At 30.0% G+C, this 17449-nt stretch carries 16 protein-coding genes and 1 tRNA gene; 5 read left to right on the forward strand and 12 right to left on the reverse strand.

The features are described 5' to 3' along the window. Positions 1–16: 16 nt before the first annotated feature. The 9 genes from CLV39_RS02450 to nuoH are packed head-to-tail and all read right to left on the reverse strand — an operon-like array spanning position 17 to position 8401. Positions 17–361, reverse strand: a complete 345-nt coding sequence (locus CLV39_RS02450; protein WP_121922634.1) for a VanZ family protein — start codon at positions 359–361, stop codon at positions 17–19. Further along, positions 354–974 carry a guanylate kinase gene (gene gmk, locus CLV39_RS02455; protein ID WP_121922635.1) on the reverse strand — a complete coding sequence of 207 codons (621 nt, stop codon included), beginning with the start codon at positions 972–974 and terminating at the stop codon, positions 354–356. Before gmk ends, CLV39_RS02450 begins: the two co-directional genes overlap by 8 nt. Next, complete coding sequence (locus CLV39_RS02460; protein ID WP_121922636.1) at positions 974–2467, reverse strand: NADH-quinone oxidoreductase subunit N; 1494 nt, start codon at positions 2465–2467, stop codon at positions 974–976. The genes gmk and CLV39_RS02460 overlap by 1 nt, the downstream gene beginning before the upstream one ends. Before the next feature lie 3 nt (positions 2468–2470). Next, on the reverse strand, positions 2471–3979 hold the full coding sequence (locus tag CLV39_RS02465; protein ID WP_121922637.1) for a complex I subunit 4 family protein: 1509 nt from the start codon (positions 3977–3979) through the stop codon (positions 2471–2473). A gap of 16 nt (positions 3980–3995) precedes the next feature. Next, positions 3996–5957 (reverse strand): NADH-quinone oxidoreductase subunit L, encoded by a 1962-nt coding sequence (gene nuoL / locus CLV39_RS02470; protein WP_121922638.1) that lies wholly within the window; start codon positions 5955–5957, stop codon positions 3996–3998. Positions 5958–5969: 12 nt separating this feature from the next. Continuing rightward, positions 5970–6275, reverse strand: a complete 306-nt coding sequence (gene nuoK, locus CLV39_RS02475; RefSeq protein WP_121922639.1) for an NADH-quinone oxidoreductase subunit NuoK — start codon at positions 6273–6275, stop codon at positions 5970–5972. 1 nt (position 6276) lies between these two features. Continuing rightward, entirely contained in the window at positions 6277–6798 is a 522-nt protein-coding gene (locus tag CLV39_RS02480) for an NADH-quinone oxidoreductase subunit J family protein (RefSeq protein WP_121922640.1), read from the reverse strand. Beyond that, positions 6789–7391 carry a NuoI/complex I 23 kDa subunit family protein gene (locus CLV39_RS02485; protein ID WP_121922641.1) on the reverse strand — a complete coding sequence of 201 codons (603 nt, stop codon included), beginning with the start codon at positions 7389–7391 and terminating at the stop codon, positions 6789–6791. The genes CLV39_RS02480 and CLV39_RS02485 overlap by 10 nt, the downstream gene beginning before the upstream one ends. A gap of 2 nt (positions 7392–7393) precedes the next feature. Next, the gene (gene nuoH / locus CLV39_RS02490) at positions 7394–8401 is read right to left on the reverse strand and encodes an NADH-quinone oxidoreductase subunit NuoH (RefSeq protein WP_121922642.1); all 1008 of its coding nucleotides are present in this window, start codon (positions 8399–8401) and stop codon (positions 7394–7396) included. Positions 8402–8573: 172 nt separating this feature from the next. On the opposite strand from nuoH, the gene metG reads away from it, so the two are divergent. Genes metG through CLV39_RS02510 form a run of 4 tightly spaced genes read left to right on the forward strand, consistent with a single transcriptional unit; the run spans position 8574 to position 13397 of the window. Then, on the forward strand, positions 8574–10475 hold the full coding sequence (gene metG, locus CLV39_RS02495; protein ID WP_121922643.1) for a methionine--tRNA ligase: 1902 nt from the start codon (positions 8574–8576) through the stop codon (positions 10473–10475). Positions 10476–10488: 13 nt separating this feature from the next. Continuing rightward, complete coding sequence (locus CLV39_RS02500; RefSeq protein WP_121922644.1) at positions 10489–10974, forward strand: NADH-quinone oxidoreductase subunit NuoE family protein; 486 nt, start codon at positions 10489–10491, stop codon at positions 10972–10974. Next, positions 10975–12261: a complex I 51 kDa subunit family protein gene (locus tag CLV39_RS02505; RefSeq protein WP_121922645.1), complete on the forward strand. Its 1287-nt coding sequence runs from the start codon at positions 10975–10977 to the stop codon at positions 12259–12261. After that, entirely contained in the window at positions 12258–13397 is a 1140-nt protein-coding gene (locus tag CLV39_RS02510) for a tetratricopeptide repeat protein (RefSeq protein ID WP_121922646.1), read from the forward strand. The genes CLV39_RS02505 and CLV39_RS02510 overlap by 4 nt, the downstream gene beginning before the upstream one ends. On the opposite strand, the gene CLV39_RS02515 is transcribed toward CLV39_RS02510, so the two are convergent. Together CLV39_RS02515 and radA are read right to left on the reverse strand one after the other, a co-directional pair. Beyond that, positions 13394–14029, reverse strand: coding sequence for a uracil-DNA glycosylase (locus CLV39_RS02515; protein WP_121922647.1), 636 nt, complete (start codon positions 14027–14029; stop codon positions 13394–13396). The genes CLV39_RS02510 and CLV39_RS02515 overlap by 4 nt on opposite strands. 4 nt (positions 14030–14033) lie before the next feature. After that, positions 14034–15386: a DNA repair protein RadA gene (gene radA / locus CLV39_RS02520; protein ID WP_121922648.1), complete on the reverse strand. Its 1353-nt coding sequence runs from the start codon at positions 15384–15386 to the stop codon at positions 14034–14036. A gap of 54 nt (positions 15387–15440) precedes the next feature. Between radA and CLV39_RS02525 the strand changes: the two genes are divergently transcribed. Then, positions 15441–15512, forward strand: a tRNA-Cys gene (locus CLV39_RS02525). Here the strand turns inward: CLV39_RS02525 and dxs are convergent. Continuing rightward, entirely contained in the window at positions 15513–17417 is a 1905-nt protein-coding gene (gene dxs, locus CLV39_RS02530; protein WP_121922649.1) for a 1-deoxy-D-xylulose-5-phosphate synthase, read from the reverse strand. Positions 17418–17449 lie beyond the last annotated feature (32 nt).

Genomic DNA, 17449 nt, shown 5'->3' on the forward strand with positions numbered 1-17449 from the left:
GCTTTTGCCCTATTTATTATTTTTCAAATTCTACCAAACTTTCTTTACCAAAAACAATAAAAAAGTAAGAAAAAAGTCCAGATAAAGCTCCAAAAGAATCTGCTACTATATCAGCAAATTCACAGCTTCTATAAGGTAAAAAATACTGAACAAATTCTATAAAAGTTCCAAATATTAAAGAATAAAAGAAAGTAGCAAAATATCCTGTTTTAAAAGAAACTTTTAATAAAACTGAAAATACAAAAAATGCTATAAAATGATTTAGTTTATCAGAAGTAGGTGTTTCTTCTATTGGATAGAAAGATAAAAAACATATTATTAATGTATAAACTACGAAAATTATTTTTAATAATTTATCCATTTTCCATTAAATCTTTTAATTTTTCATCTTTGACTTTATTTAAATCAAATCTACAAGTTTTGTTTCTATGGGCTAGTATAATGTTTTTAATTTTTTCTTTTGCATCTTCTAAAATATCATTTATTACTATATAATCATACTCTTTCCAGTGTTTAAACTCTTGTTTAGCAGTATTAAGCCTTTTATTTATCTCTTCCTCTGAATCTCCTCTTTTTTTCATTCTGTTTATAAGTTCATCTATAGATGGAGGAATTATAAAGATAGTAGTTAAAGGCTTTATTTTACCTTTAACTTGTCTCATACCTTGGACATCTATAACAAGTATTACATCTTTTCCTTCCTTTAAAAGTTTTTCTACTTCTTCCTTAGGAGTTCCATAATAATTTCCATGAACTACTGCATATTCTAAGAGTTTTCCTTCTTTTATCCAGTTTTCAAACTCTTCTTTTGATAAAAAGATATAATCTACACCATTTTTTTCGCCTTCTCTTGGCTTTCTAGTTGTACAGGTAATAACCCTTGTTAGATTTGGTATTTCTTTTAATAGAAGAGAGGTGATGGTTGTTTTTCCACCACCTGCTGGAGCAGATATTATAAAAACTTCTCCTTTCATTACATTCCTACATGAGCTATTAACATTGTGCTTAGATTTGTAGAGAATGACCAAAATAGAGTTGGATATATTCCAAGAATTAACACTATTATTGCCATTACAAAAAGAATAGTTTTTTCTGTAAAGTTTATATTAAAATCAAACTTCTTTAAAGGCTCATACATATACATTACAGATACTACCCTTAAATAATATCCTGCAGAAATAATACTCATTATTACTAATACAACAGCTAACCACCATATGTCAGAGCCAATTAATGCAAAGAATACTCCAAGTTTACCCATAAATCCAACAGTTGGCGGAATTCCAAGCATTGAGAACATAAAAACTAAAATAGTTAATGCAACAAATGGATTATTTTTAGCAAGTCCTTTAAAATCATCTATATGATTAGTCCAGCCTTCACTTTTTTCTAATGCTGATAATGCTGCAAAAGCACCTATAGCCATAAATATATAAATAACAATATAAAATAAAAATGCTGCAAATCCCATACCTGTTGGTGCTGCAAGAGCAGCAGTGATATATCCAGTATGAGCTATAGAAGAATATGCAAGCATTCTTTTAACATTTTTTTGTCTTAAAGCTATAAAGTTTCCAACTATCATAGATAAAGCAGCAAGTATTGCCCATAAATAGCTCCAATCTTCTGAAACATAAGGAAATGCTTGTATTAATACCCTTAAAATCAAAGCAAAAGTTGCAACCTTAACAACAACTGCCATAAAGTTAGTAATAGGTGTTGGAGCACCTTCATAAGCATCAGGAGTCCAAAAATGGAAAGGTACAGCTGCTGCTTTTAATGCAAGACCTATTATTAATAAAACAAGCCCTATTATAAGACCTAAGCTTGGCTCTTCAGAAAAAGTCATTTTTGAAATCTCAATAAAATCAAAAGTACCTGAAGCCCCATATAAAAATGCTATTGCATAGCTTATAATTGCAGTTCCTGCACCACCAATAATTAAATATTTAAATGCTGCTTCCTTAGATTTATAATCATAATCTTTAAGCTCTTTTCTTTTTGTAATAAACATTCCAACAAGGATATAAGTTGTAATAGATGTAAGTTCAAGACCTACATAGAAAGTAAATAAGTTAATAGATGAAACCATTATCATCATACCAAGAAGTGCAAAAAGAGTAAGATAATAAAATTCACCAAAGTATATCTCTTTATTTTCAAAGTAAGTTCTATAAGTACCAATTATTATTAATGTAGATGCAATAAGGAAAACTTTAAAATAAAGAGCATAACTATCTACTATATAAAGGCCATATAAAGTAATATCACCTTGCTTTATAAAAAATATAGAAACAAAAGCAACTAATAATCCTACAACTGTTGTTGCAGTAATTAATGTTCTATTTTTTGTAAGTAATTCTTCAAAAAATACAATAAAAGCAGTTATTAAAACTATAATTTCTGGCCATAAAACTGAAAAATTAGGAATTCCTATTGCAGATACTATTTGCTGTATTATTGACATCCCTTAGCCTCCTATGAACTTTGAAAGAATAGAAATAGAAGTTGTGTTAATTAAATCTATCCACCATTTAGGATAAATACCAATTACAAACATTAATATTACAAGTGGTATAAATGCTAAAAATTCAGAAGTAGTCATATCATGAGTATTTTTCCATTTATGGATTATATTTTTATCTACAAGTTCTTCCATAAACATTGTTTTATGGTAAAGTCTGAGAGTATATCCAGCACCTACTACAAGAGCTATACCTGCCAATGCTGCAAACCATACATTTGTTTTAAATGTACCAAGTAAAGCTAAAAACTCACCAACAAATCCTGAAAGTCCTGGAAGACCTACAGAAGCCATTGCAGAAATCATAAATAAAGTAGCAAATACAGGAACGTATTTTGCCATACCACCTAAATCTTTTAGCATATATGAGTGGGACCTTTCGTAAATCCATCCTGCTGCAAAGAATAAAGCAGCTGAAGTTAATCCATGAGAAATCATTGTGATAATAGCTCCATTCATTCCTTCTACATTTAGAGCAAAAGTACCAAGAGTTACAAATCCCATATGAGATACAGAAGAGTATGCAATAATTCTTTTAATATGTTGCTGAGCAAGAGCCATAGCAGCAGTATATATAATAGCAATAACCCCTAAGGTAAACATTACTGGAATGAAATATTTTGAAGCCTCTGGAAACCATGGAAGTGAAAATCTAACAAATCCATAAGTACCCATTTTAAGTAGTACAGCAGCAAGAATTACAGAACCTGCAGTTGGAGCCTGAACGTGAGCTGCAGGAAGCCATGTATGGAAAGGCCACATAGGTACCTTAATAGCAAAACCAAGAGCAAGAAGTAAAAAGAATACTATTTCTAATCCAAAAGGAAGATTTGTATTAACTAAATCAAAATAACTTGTTGAAAGTTTTCCATAATGAAAATATTGGTAAACATACATTCCAATAACACCAATTAATAGGAAAAGAGAACCAAAGAATGTATATATGAAGAACTTAGTAGCTGCATAAATTCTTTCAGCATATCCCCAAACACCAATTATTAAAAACATTGGAATAAGCATTGCTTCCCAGAATATATAAAACCAAACCATATCCCAAGATACAAAAACACCTATACAAGCAGCTTCAAGTACAAGAAAAGCTATAAAATATTCTTTAACTCTCTTTTTTATATTAACGCTCCATATAAAAGAAAGTAAAAATGCAAGAGCCGTAAGCCAAAACATAGTTAAACTAAGAGCATCAACACCAACTTCATAGGAAATACCAAATTGAGGAATCCAACTATATTTTTCATAAAATTGAATTTTATATGATGAATAATCATAAGCAAAAAGCATATATGTAGATATAACAAAAACAATTGCTGATACTATAATACTTATTGGTTTTGCAAATCTTTTATCAAGGAAAAACAGTACACCAGCTGCTATTAACGGTATTAGAATTGAGATTGTTATCCAAGGTATATTAGCTGCTTCAAATTCAAATGTCATTCTATTCCTCCATCCATTACTTTACTATTAAGAATAAGCTTAAAAATACCAGTATACCTAAGGACATCTGTAAAACATAAGCACTTATTCTTCCTGTTTGAGTTAATCTTAAAACTCCACCAGTAGCTAAAGAAGCTTTTGCAGAACCATCAACTATTCCATCAATAATAAATCTATCACCAAGTTTCCATAAGAATACTGAAAATTTGTAATATCCGTAAACAAATATTGCATAATAAACATTATCAAAATACCATCTATTATAAAAAAGTTTATATAAAGGTTTGAAAGTTTCCCCAAGCCATTTATAACTAATAACATTTTTCTGATAAACAAGATAAGCAAAGAATATACCACCTAAAGCAGTTAATAAAGCTAATATTCCAAGAGGAGATGTTAGAGACTCTACTAAAAATTCTATAGCATCAGATGGAATATGTACATGATGTGCCCTACTTAATCCTTCTTCCATCAATATCTTAGTTTTTTCAGGAACAAAATCTTCTGGCATTGCTTTAATATCTAAAGAAGGTCTTAAGAAATTAAGGAAGAATTCTCTAAAAAATCCAAGAACTACAGCTCCAGTAGCAAGAACCATTAAAGGTATTGTCATATTCCACGGAGATTCATGAACATGAGATTTTATATGAGGATCTAATCTATCTCCATCTTCAAAAGCTAAGAAATAAAGTCTAAAGATATAAAATGCAGTAAGTCCAGCTCCAGACCAAAGTAATGCCCACACAACCCAGTTAATATGGTAAGCACCTTCTATTATAGGATCTTTTGAGAAAAATCCAGAAAATGGAGGAATCCCTGCAAGGGCTAAAGCACCAATTAAAAATGTAGCTGCAGTAATAGGCATATATTTTCTAAGCTGCCCCATTTTCCATACATCAAGGATATGATGTATAGCAACAAGCACAGAACCAGCAGCTAAGAATAATAGAGCTTTAAAAGTTGCATGAGATGCAAGATGGAACATTCCATCACTAAATAATCCAAGTCCTTCTGCAGCAAACATATATCCAAGCTGAGACATTGTAGAATATGCAATTATTCTTTTTATATCATTTTGGACAAGTCCCATAGTTGCTGCTACAAATGCAGAAGCAGTACCTATATAAAGAACAACATCTAAAGCTATAGGAGATGAAGCAAATAAAGGCATTAATCTTGCTACCATATAAACACCAGCAGCAACCATTGTAGCTGCATGTATTAAAGCTGAAACAGGAGTTGGACCTTCCATAGCATTTGGAAGCCATATATGAAGTGGGATCTGAGCAGATTTACCAACTGCACCACCAAAAAGTAATAAAGCAATTAATGTTATTGTGAATTCTTTAGCTTCTGGAATTTTTGCAAATATATCTAAATAATCTAAAGTTCCAAAAGTTACAAAAGCAAGAAGAATTCCAAGTAAAAATGACCAATCTCCAACTCTGTTAACTATAAAAGATTCAAAAGCAGCATTTGCTGCAGATTTTTTAAAATGGAAATATCCAATTAGGAGATAAGACATTAAACCTACACCTTCCCAACCAAAGAAAAGTTGGACAAGGTTATCAGAAAGGGTAAGCATAAGCATCATAAATACAAACATAGAAAGATAAGTGAAAAATCTTGGATAAGATTCATCTCCTTTCATATAACCAGTTGCAAATATAAATATAAATGTAGAAATAACAGTTACAACACAAGACATTAATGCAGATAATGGATCCCATAAAATACTAACAGAAATTTCGTAATTACCAAGAGGCATCCAAGTAAATAGTTTTAAATCATAATGGCCTCCTGTATTCATTACATGGATAAATCCAGATACTGCAGCTACTGCAGATATGGCAACGCCAATAACTGCAATGATCCCTGAAAGAGGTTCTCTTAAAAACTTATATCCAAAAAGCCCTGTAATAATAGCAGCAATTAAAGGTGCAAAAGGTACTATCCATAAATAATTTAAGTTTTCCATTTATACCCCTCTTTACAGTTTTAACTCAGTTAAAGTATCAATATTTACATCTTTTCTAAGTCTATAAATAGCCATAATTAATCCTAATCCTATAGCTGCTTCAGCTGCTGCAATAGTAAGTATAAAGAATACAAAAACCTGACCTGCAACATCATGGAGTTTCATATCAAAAGCAACAAATGCAATATTAACTGCGTTTAACATCAATTCTGTAGAAATTAAAACAGCAATTATATTTCTTCTAATTATTATACCTACTAATCCAATAACCATTAAAAGACCGCTTAAAGCTATATAATATTCATAAGGGATAGACATATTAATCCTCCTGCTCCTGTTTTTTACCTATTACTATAGCTCCAATCATTGCAACTAAAAGAATTAAAGAAGCTACTTCAAACGGGAATAAATATTTAGTAAAAAGCATTGTTGATACTGCTTTTGCATTACCAATTTTTTCTACAATCTCAGGAGAAAATATTCCAGTATTTGATTTCCATGCTCCATATACAGATACATAAGCAAGTTCAAGGAAGATTAAAAATCCTATAGGAATTGATAAAAGCATATATTTAGGATCTATAGCTTTACCTTTAAATTGAGGAACAGTAGATATTACTAAAACATAAAAAACAACTATAGCTACTGCATAAATTAAAAGTTGAAGAGCTCCAACAAGTTCTGCTCCAAGAGTAAAAAACAATCCTGAAATCATTATTAATACAGAAATAAGAGATAAAACTGTATAAACTAAATTTCTAAAAAATATAGCTCCAAGAGCAGATAATACTGCTAAAGAAGAAAAACTCCAAAAAGCTATACTATTAAGATTTAACTCCATTTAATATGCCCCCACAATTTTTTTCTAACATCATCATCTATCCAGATTCTATCAGGTTCATCATATCTTCTTTCATCAAAATCTCTTCCTCTTTCTGACATATCATCAATATGAATTACACAATCTTTCCTTTGATAAGTTGCAGTTTCATAACTATCTGTCATGATTATACAATCAACAGGACAAGCATCTACACATAATCCACAATAAAGACAGTTTAACAGATTCATATCAAATTTTGTAACTCTTTTTTTCCCATTTGGAAGTTGCTCAGCTTCAATATTAAATAAAGATGGTATTGGGCATGCTTGTTGACACATATAACAAGCTACACATCTACTTTCACCTTCATGTATTTCCATAAATTTTTCAAGTACTTTAAATGAAGGTGGCTCTTTACCATCTTTTACTCTATGAGCATGAGTGCCTCTAAATCTTTTTGGAGGTGTAAGTTTTTCAAAAGGATATTGTGTTGTAATAGTTCTTCTAAAAAAGTTTTTTATAGTTATTTTCATTCCTTTTATAAAGTCAATAAAAAATAGCTTTTCCATCTTAGAAAGCTTTGGTCTTTCTATATATTTAATTTTTACCATTGTTATCCAAATATTATTATCCAGATTGCGACAATAAATATATTTATTAAAGAAAGAGGAAGCATTACTTTCCATGCAATTTCAGTTATCTGATCAACTCTATATCTTGGAAGAGTCCAATGTACCCATAAAAAGAACATAAACATCATAGCAAGTTTTAAGAAGAACCATATAAATGGTGAAATTGGACCAAATATATGAGGGCCATTCCAACCACCAAAGAATAATATTACAGCTATTGCACTTAAAACAAATGTAGCTATATACCATTCAGCAAGTGGGAATAAACCAAATTTCATTGCAGAATATTCTGTATTATATCCAGAAACAAGCTCTGCTTCTGCTTCTTGAACATCAAAAGGAGTTCTTCCAGTTTCTGCAAGGATAGCAAAAAGTATAACAATAAAACCAAGAATATTAGGAATTATAAACCATAGTCCTTGTTGAGCTTCTACAATTCCTTTTAATGAGAAAGTACCAGCTTGCATTATAGGGCCAACCATTGCAAAACCAAGAGCAACTTCATAACCAATTAAAACAGCTGCTTTTCTTAATCCACCAATCATAGGATATTTTGAGTTTGATGCCCATCCAGCGAAGATAACGCCATATACAGAGATACTACCAAATGCTAATGCAAGAATTAAACCTACATTTAAATCAGTAATATATGGCTTAATTTCATATCCAAATATATTTATAGGTTCTCCAAAAGGAACAACAGCTAATATAAGTATTGCAGGAACAAAAGCCATTAAAGATGCAAGATAGAATAAAAATTTATCTACACCTTCAGGCACTATATCTTCTTTAGTTAAAACCTTTAAAGCATCTGCTATAGGTTGAAGAAGCCCATGCCATCCAACATGTAAAGGTCCTGGTCTTTGTTGTACATGGCCAGCAAATTTTCTTTCTACCCATGTTAAATATGCTGCAAGGAGAAACATACCAATTATAAATACTAAAGATTTTATACCTAAGGCTATACTTGTAATAATGAGCTCTTTCAACTTTATATTACCTCTTTCTGCCAGATTTGGTAAAAAATATTACCATAAGAATAAAAAAAATTAAACAGTGTTTGATTTTATAATTTATTTTTACTGCAGAATATCTATTTTCCGATTTATTCCTTAGTTATAGTAAAATACTATTAATTAACTTTTACCAATGAGGTAATTTATGGCAGATAAGTTTTATGTAACCACACCTATATATTATGTTAATGATGTACCGCATCTTGGCCATGCATACACAACTATAGCAGCAGATGTTTTAGCAAGATATAACAGACAAAGAGGTAAAAAAACATTTTTCTTAACAGGTACAGATGAACATGGTTTAAAAATACAAAAAACTGCAGAAGAAAAAGGAATAACACCTAAGGAGCTTGCAGATAAAACTCATCAAAAGTTTAAACAACTTTGGGAAGTTTTAAATATATCTTATGATAGATTCATAAGAACAACAGATGAAGATCATATAAAAGCAGTTCAACATATATTTCAAAAATGTTATGAAAATGGAGATATATATTTAGGAAAATATGAAGGTTGGTATTGTGTAGGGTGTGAAGAGTTTAAAACAGAAACAGAAATAAAAGATTTAGATTATAAATGTCCTATACATCAGAAAAAATGTGAAAAAATTGTTGAAGAAAGCTACTTTTTTAGACTTTCTAAATATACAGATAAACTTTTAGAGCTTTATGAAAAAAATCCAGATTTTATACAACCAGACTATAGAAGAAATGAAGTAATTTCCTTTGTAAAACAAGGATTAAAAGATCTTTCAGTTTCAAGGAAAAGAGATAGGGTAAAATGGGGAATTCCTGTACCTTTTGATGAAACTCATACTATCTATGTTTGGTTTGATGCTTTAACAAATTATTTAACAGCAGTTGGTTATCCAGACACTGAAAGTGAGATGTTTAAAACTTTTTGGCCTGCAGATGTCCATATAGTTGGAAAAGATATTTTAAGATTTCATGCAGTTTACTGGCCAGCATTTTTAATGAGCGCAAGACTTGAAGTACCAAGAAAAGTTTTTGCCCATGGTTGGTGGACTGTTGAAGGGCAAAAAATGTCAAAAAGTCTTGGAAATGTAGTAGATCCTTTCGAAGTTGCAAAAGAGTATGGAGTTGATGAGATAAGATATTTTCTTTTAAGAGAGGTACCTTTTGGGCTTGATGGTGATTTTTCTAAAAAAGCAGTTGTAGGAAGAATAAATTCAGACCTTGCAAATGACCTTGGAAATCTTATATCAAGAACCTTATCAATGATAAATAAATTTAAAAAAGGTATAGTTGAAAAAGGAGAAAATCTAACAGATTTAGAAAAAGAGTATGAAAAGATTTATACTGAAACTGTAAGTCAGTTTGATCAGCATTTATCAAACTTAGAATATTACAAAGCATTAGAAAAAGTATGGCAGTTTATAGACTTTTTAAATAAATATATAGTTAAAACAGAGCCTTGGGCATTAAAAAAAGGAAATAATCCATATTTAGATACAACCCTTTACACTTTAGCAGATGGACTTTATGCTATTATATGGCTTTTAACACCATTTATGCCTACAAAGATGAAAATTGCCCTTGAATATTTAGGACTAAATGAGTTTTATGGAAAACCACAGCCATTTAGTTTTCCAACTGGAACAAAGATTAAAAAGAAAATACAGCCATTATTCCCAAGAATAGAACTTAAGGAGGAAGAAAAAGTGTCTGAGAAAAAAGAAGAAAAAGTAAATGAGAATGAAGGAATAGTTACAATAGATGATTTTGCAAAATTAGAATTTGTTGTTGGACAAGTTTTAGAAGCAGAAAAAGTACCAAAAGCAGATAAGTTATTAAAACTTACTGTAGATATTGGAACAGAAAAAAGGACAATTGTTTCTGGTATAGCTCAGTACTATACACCTGAAGAGATGGTAGGAAAGAAAATAATAATATTTGCAAATCTAAAACCAAGAAAAATATTTGGAATAGAATCTAAAGGTATGATATTAGCTGCAAAAGATGATGAAACTTTATCAGTTTTAACTGTTGATAAAGATGTAAAAGTGGGAAGTAAAGTTTCTTAAATAAGGTTAGAAATTGGAATATAAATATCTAACACAAGAGATTAAAAATAAGATAGATTATTTTAAAAATAAATATCTTGTAAAAGAACAGGCTATTATTCCTTCTCTTCATGTTATTTTAGAAGTTTATAGAGATATTCCCCATGAAGCAGTTAGAGAGCTTTCTGAATATCTACAAGTGCCAGAAGCAGATATAGAAGGGATAGTTAGTTTTTATGATATGTTTCGTCATAAAAAGAATGCAAGACATCATATTAGACTTTGTAGAAATTTACCATGTCATTTAGCAGGAAGTAAAAAATTTTTAAAAATACTTGAAAAACTTACAGGAGCAAAAGCAGGAGAACATAGCCCTGATGGAAAATGGTATATAGAACTTGTTGAATGTATTGGTAGCTGTGCAATAGCACCAGCTTTTTTAATAAATAATGATTTATATGATGGAAGTAAAATAAAAACAGAACAAGACTTAAAAGAAATTCTTGATAGGTATGAGTAAATGAGTATAAGAGATAAAATACCTCATCTTCCAGAAATATATGCAGATAGTAATATAAATCTTCTACTTAGAAGAGCTAAAGAAAATAGAACTGTAGATATAGAAGAGTATGAAACTACAGGAGGATATTCTGCTTTAAGAAAAGCTTTAAATAAATTTACACCAGAAGATATAATTGTCCTTGTAGAAGAAAGTACCCTTAGAGGTAGGGGTGGAGCAGGTTTTCCAACTGGAAGAAAATGGAGATTTGTAATTCAAAATCCAAAACCTAGATACCTAATCTGTAATGCAGACGAATCAGAACCAGGAACTTTCAAAGACAGAATAATAATAGAAAGAGATCCACATCTTTTAATAGAAGGAATGATTATTTCTGCTTATGCAATAGGAGCAGAAAAAGGTTTTATTTATATTAGAGGAGAATATCCTGCAGGATATATGATATTAGAAAATGCAATTAATGAAGCTTATGAAAGAGGATACTTAGGTAAAAATATACTTGGAACTGATTTTTCATTTGATTTATATGTTTATAGAGGAGCAGGAGCTTATATCTGCGGTGAAGAAACTGCTTTAATTGAAAGTTTAGAAGGAAGAAGAGGACACCCAAGACTAAAACCACCTTATCCACCACAGGTGGGACTTTTTGGAAGGCCAACAGTTGTAAATAATGTAGAAACATTATCTAACATTCCAATAATAGTAACTTATGAGCAGTATTTTATGCATATAGGACCAGCAGGTTATTATGGCCCAAAACTTTTTCCAGTAAGTGGAAAGGTAAAAAAACCTGGTGTCTATGAATCAACTATGGATATTACTTTAAATGAGCTTATAGATATAGCAGGAGGGCCTATTGGAAAACCTAAGGCAGTATTTTCAGGAGCTTTAGGAGTTTATCATCCAGATGAGTTTGATACACCTATGGATTACTCACCAAAAGGATTTGGAGGAACAGGAACAACTATAGTTTTAAACGAAGAAGACTGTATAATAGATTCTCTTATTGTAATAGCAAACTTTTTCCATCATGAAAGTTGTGGAAAATGTACACCTTGTAGAGTTGGAACATATGAGCAGTTTAATATTCTAAAAAAATTCCAAGAAGGAACTGCTACAGAAAAAGATTTAGACCTTTTAATACATCTTGGTAAAAATATACCTATTGGCTCTATTTGTGGACTTGGTTATTCTGCACCAAATGCTATAATGGATGCAATAAGAAAATTTAGAGATGAGTTTGAGGCACATATTAATGGAAAATGTCCTGGAGGGGTATGCTTTTGAGAGTATTAATAATACTGCTTTTTATTTTTAGTTTTTCATTTGCAGGAAAAAATCCAGAACTTCAAAAGCTTCTTGCAATAATACAAGGAAGTTTTAATGATAAAGTTTATACAATAACTATACAAAAAGCGAAAGAGTATTTACAAAAAGCACCAAAAGATGATAAATATAGAGAAAAAGTTTTAGAAATTCTTGCATATAGTTATATAAAATCAGGAAATTTAGAAGGATTAAAAACATTACTACCAAACTTAGAAACTGAGAATATCTCAAAAGATGCAAAAATAAATATTTATAAACTTGCTTACTCATCTTTTAAAAATCCAGATGATAAGGTAGATGTTTTACTTAAACTTTATAATGAGACTAAAGATTCTAAATATTTAATTTCAGCAGTAGATATTTTATTTGAAAATAAAAAATGGGAAGAAATTACACACCTTCCATATGATAAAGAGATAAACCATATAAAAGCTTTTGCTTATTATAAACTTGGTAAATATCAAGCTTTTTTAGATTATACTCAAGATTTATCTAAATTCAAAAATGATAAAAAAATTTTAGATAATATCTATTACTATAGAGGGTTATCATACTTAAAACTAAACAAGAAAGATTTAGCTATTAAAGAGTTTGAAAAAATAGAAAACAAAACACCTGATATTTTAAAGTTCTTAGCAGATTATTACATAAAAAGTAAAAAGTTTGAGAAAGCAGAAGAATATCTAAAACCATTAATTAAGTATGATAAAGCTTTTGCAAGTTTTTATTTAGGATTAATTTATGAAAACAAGAAAGAATACCAGAAAGCTTACAAATATTATAAAAATCTTTTAAAAGAAGAAAATGATTATTCAAAATTAGCTACTGTAAAAATTTTAAAACTTAAAGCTAAAAAATTAGTTCCAAAAGAAGATTTTTATTCGATAAGAATAGTTCTTTATAAAAAACAAGAAACTGCAAAAAAATTTATAGAAAAACATAATTTAAATCAATGTTTTATATATCCATATAAACATTTTTATGGAGTATATTGTGGCCTTTACTTAGATAAAGAACAAGCAAAGGAACATTTAAAAGAGTTTAGAAAAAAAACAAAAGTTAAAGATATTTTAGTTGATAAAATTAATATTTAATCAGAATAAGCAAGTTCAATAGCTTTTTTAATATCTTCTTTTAAAGTATCTTTCGCAGAAGGATTTCTTAGAACATAAGCAGGATGGAAAGTTAAGATCAAATATTTATCTTTCCAGTTTATTATTTGTCCTCTTTCTTTTGTAATTGCTACATTTCTTTCAAGGAAAGCCCTTGCTGCTGCTGCTCCAAGAAGGCACAAAACTTTTGGGTTTATTATCTGTATTTGTTTTTCTAAATATGGAAAACATGCCTCTTGTTCCCAAGGGGTAGGAGTTCTATTATTTGGAGGTCTACATTTATTTATATTTGAAATATAAAATTCTTCTCTTTTATGTCCAAGTTCTTCAATAATAGATGTTAGTAGCTTTCCAGCCCTTCCAACAAAAGGTCTTCCAAGTCTATCTTCATCTGCTCCTGGAGCTTCACCAACAAACATGAGTTTTGCATTTATATTACCTTCTCCTAATACTGCTTGAGTTCTTGATTTATATAAATCACATTTAGTACATTTTTGAATTTCTTCATTAATCTCTTTTAAAAGCTTAATTTTATCCTGTTGCATGTTATCCTTTTCTACGAAAATTTCATCTATTCCTAACTCTTTTAATATTCTAAAATAGTTTTTATCCATTTTCTTATTTTCCTTTAAACAAAATTGAAAATGCTTCTTTTATATTTTTAACTAATTTTATACCTTTTTCTTTTATATCTGAATTATATGGGATCATTATATTGCTAATTCCAAACTTTTTACATTCTTTTAATCTTAAATCTGTATAATAAACAGATCTTATTTCTCCTGTAAGGCCAAGTTCTCCAAAAGCAGCGAAATTTTTATCAATTGGCTTTTCTAAAGCTGAAGATATTATAGCAATTGCAACAGGTAAATCTACTGCAGGTTCTTTTATATGCATTCCACCAACTACATTTATAAAAATATCTTTATCTTTTAAAAATAGATTTAACTCTTTTTCAAGTATTGCAGTGATAATAGAAACTCTGTTTATATCTATTCCTTGAGATCTTCTTTGTGGTACTGCATAAACTGTTTTTGATACCAATGCTTGAATTTCTATTAAAACTGGCTTTGAACCTTCTGTAAATGGGAATATAATACTTCCTGATTTTCCTTCTGGCTTTTCTGATAAGAAAAATGAAGAAGGGTCTTTTATCTCTTTTAAGCCTTTAGAAGTCATACTAAAAACTGCAAGTTCTCCAGCGGCACCAAATCTATTTTTTATAAGCTTTAAAACTCTATATGCATGGCCTCTTTCTCCTTCAAAATATGCTACTGTATCAACTAAATGTTCTAAAACTTTTGGTCCTGCTATACTTCCTTCTTTTGTTATCTGTCCTACTAAGACAGTTGGAATATTTTTTTGTTTTGCTATTTCTGTAAGTTTTCCACTTACTTCTTTTACTTGAGAAACAGAACCTGCAGTTGATTCAAGCTCTTGAGAGTAAACAGTTTGAACAGAATCTAATATTATAAAATCTGGATTTTCTTTTTCAATAGCATTTAGGATATTTTCTAAATTTGTATCTGCAAGAATTAATACATTTTCATGGATTGCATCTATTCTTTTTCCTCTTATAAATATTTGTTGTGCTGATTCTTCACCTGATACATAAAGCACTTTTTTATTATTTTTTGCAAGATTGTAAGCAATTTGAAGTAAAAGAGTAGATTTACCTATCCCTGGTTCTCCTGATAAAAGTATTACTTGACCTGGCACTATTCCACCACCAAGGGCTTCATCAAGAGTTGGAATATATGTTGAGATTCTATCTATGTTTAATGTTTCATTTATGCTACTTAAAGGCTTTACAGAAATTTCAGATTTAATAGAATAATTACCAGATTTTTTATTTGTTATTTTTTCTTCAACAAAACTTCCAAAAGCTCCACAATTACTACATTTTCCAGCCCATTTGAAAGATTTAGCTCCACATTTGGAGCAAACATAAACTGTTTTTACTTTTGCCAAAGGTTTCTCCTATTGAAAATATATAAAAAAATGATATAATTTTAAACCTCTAATGGCGGAGTAGCCAAGTGGTAAGGCAGGGGACTGCAAATCCCTTATACGCCGGTTCGATTCCGGCCTCCGCCTTCAAGCTTTTTTCATAAAAACAAAATCTTTGTTAAAAATCTTTTTATAAATATTCTCAGCTATCTGCTCTGGTAAAAGTCCTAAATCTTTTTCAAGTAAATTAACACTTCCATGCTCTATAAATTTATCAGGAATACCAAACCTTATTAATCTATTTTCATAATCATTATCCATTATAAATTCTGCTATTGCAGAGCCAAATCCACCATTTAAACTTCCATCTTCTCCCGTAATAATAAACTGATGGGTATTTAAAATATGCTTTAATAATTCTTTATCTATAGGCCTTATAAATCTTGCATTTACAACTGTAATATCTATACCTTTTGTTTTTAATATTCTTCTTACTTCTAAAGCTTTTTGAACATATCTTCCAACTGCCAAAAATGCTATATCTTTACCTTCTTCTAAAACTTCCCAGCTACCAATAGGAATTTCTTTAAATCCTTCTTTTATATCTCCAACTGCTTCTCCTCTTGGATATCTAATTGCAAAAGGTTTACCTGAGTTTAAGGCAGTATATAATAAATCTCTTAATTCTTGAGCATCTTTTGGAGCTGAAATTATTATTTCTGGAATAGCTCTTAAGAAAGAAATATCAAAAACTCCATGATGGGTTGGGCCATCAGCACCTACTAATCCTGCCCTATCTATTGCAAAAACAACAGGTAGTTTTTGTAAAGCTATATCATGTATTACTTGATCATATGCTCTTTGTAAAAAAGTAGAGTAAAAAGATGCTACTGGTTTCAAACCTTCTACTGCGAGTCCTCCTGCAAAGGTAGCTGCATGTTGCTCTGCTATTCCAACATCAAAAAATCTATCTGGAAATCTTTGAGAAAATTCTAAAAGTCCTGAACCTTCTCTCATTGCAGGGGTTATAGCAACTATAGTTTCATCTTTTTCTGCAAGCTCACATAAAGCTTTCCCAAAAACTTTACTCCAAGAAGGATTAACAGATGATTTTTTTGGCTCTCCTGTTATTTTATCAAAAGGAGACATTCCATGAAATGGAGTAGGATTTTCTTCAGCAGGTTTATATCCTTTCCCTTTTTGAGTAATTACATGAATTAAAATAGGTCCCCTCATCTGTTTTACATTTTCTAAAGTTTTTTCAAGATCAAAAAGATTATGTCCATCAATTGTTCCAACATAAGTAAATCCAAGTTCTTCAAATATTACACCAGGGGCAAAAAGCCCTTTTATATACTCTTCTAATTTCCTTGCTAATTTTGTTCCTTGTTTTCCGAAAATTTTATCTAATATCTCTTTTAAAGCCTGTCTTGGTTTTTGGAATACCTGATTTGTAATAATCTTATTAAAATATGTATAAAGAGCTCCAACATTTGGAGATATAGACATCTGATTATCATTAAGTATCACTATAAACTTGCTTGGATCAAGCCATCCTGCATTATTTAATGCCTCAAAGGCTTCTCCTGCTGTCATAGCACCATCACCAATTACTGCAACTGTATATCCTTCTTTCTTTAATAAATCTTTACCAACTCTCATACCTAAAGCCGCAGAAATAGATGTTGAGCTATGGCCTGCTCCAAAATGATCATATTTACTTTCTGATCTTTTTAAAAATCCTGATATTCCTTTATACTGTCTTAAAGTAGGGAATTCATCTTTTCTACCTGTTAATATTTTATAAGCATAAGCTTGATGTCCAATATCCCAAACAATTCTATCAATTTCAGGATCAAATGCCATTAAAAGAGCAATTGTAAGTTCTACAACTCCAAGAGAAGGTCCAATATGTCCACCATTTTTAGAAGTAACTTCTATAATATATTCCCTTAATTCAGAAGCAAGAGTATTTATCTCTTCTTTTGATAATTTATGTAAATCTTTATAATCATTTATATTATTTAAAACTTTAAAATTTTTTAATGGCATCTTTTTCTCCTAAAATGGAAATTTTGATTATT

The organism is Hydrogenothermus marinus (assembly GCF_003688665.1).
In the GTDB taxonomy this organism is placed as follows: domain Bacteria; phylum Aquificota; class Aquificia; order Aquificales; family Hydrogenothermaceae; genus Hydrogenothermus; species Hydrogenothermus marinus.